The sequence below is a fragment of the Actinomycetospora sp. 2LY8.5 genome, from assembly GCF_057180585.1.
Map to the genome: position 1 here is coordinate 1 of NZ_JBXUHE010000115.1, position 1,029 is coordinate 1,029.

The 1,029-nt window shown below is 72.4% G+C and carries 1 pseudogene; it reads left to right on the forward strand.

The annotated features are described in order from the left end of the window. Nucleotides 1-40 precede the first annotated feature (40 nt). A pseudogene (locus AC2A1K_RS35655) lies at nt 41-1,010 on the forward strand (IS5 family transposase). The last annotated feature ends 19 nt before the right edge of the window (nt 1,011-1,029 follow it).

Sequence of the window (1,029 nt, forward strand, 5' to 3'; positions counted from 1 at the left end):
AGGGCGTGTCTGATGGATCTTGGTCGTGGGATGGGCCAGGATGCGAGTCGTGGCAGCTGACCGGACGGTGATCTCGGACGCGGCGTGGGCACGGTTGGAGCCGCTGCTGCCCGACCGGACCCCGCGTCGTGGTGGGCGGTGGCGGGACCACCGCGAGGTGCTCGAGGCGATCGCCTGGAAGTACCGCACCGGGGCGCCGTGGCGGGCGCTGCCCGAGCGATTCGGGCCGTGGCAGAGCGTCTACGACCGGCATGTGCGCTGGTCAGGCGACGGCACCTACGACCGGCTGCTGGCCGCGGCACACACCGCCGCCGACGCCGCGGGCGAGCTGGACTGGCTGGTCGCGGCCGACTCGAGCCTGATGCGGGTCCACCAGCACGGCGCCACTGCCCGGCGCACCACCGGCAACGCCGTAACCGCCGAGAGCACCGCTGACACCGCCGACGATTCCGTGCGAGGAGCCGCTCGGCCCACAGGGGGCGAGTCAGGGATCTTGTTCTGATCTCTGCTGGGTCGAGCCCGACGACCACGCCATCGGCCGCTCTCGTGGTGGGCTCACGACCAAGCTGCACATGCTCACCGACGGGCACGCTCGCCCGCTGGTACTGCTGCTGACCGCGGGCAACATCAACGACTGCCCGACGTTCCCGCAGCTCATGGCCGGGCTGCAGGTCGCGCGAGCTGGTCCGGGCCGGCCGCGGACCCGCCCGGACTACGTGCTGGGCGACAAGGGCTACAGCTCGCGGGCCAACCGGGAGCTGCTGCGCCGCCGCGGCATCCCGCACACCATCCCCGAACCCCGCGACCAGCAGGGCCACCGCGCCCGCCGCGGCTCGCGCGGCGGACGCCCGGTCGGCTTCAACGCGGCGCGCTACCGGCGCCGCAACGTCGTCGAACGCGGCTTCAACCAGCTCAAAGCCTGGCGCGGGCTGGCCACCCGCTACGACAAGCACGCCATCAACTACCGCGGCGCGCTCACCTTCCGCGCCCTGCTGGCTTGGCTACCTTGATCCGTCAGACACGGCCTAG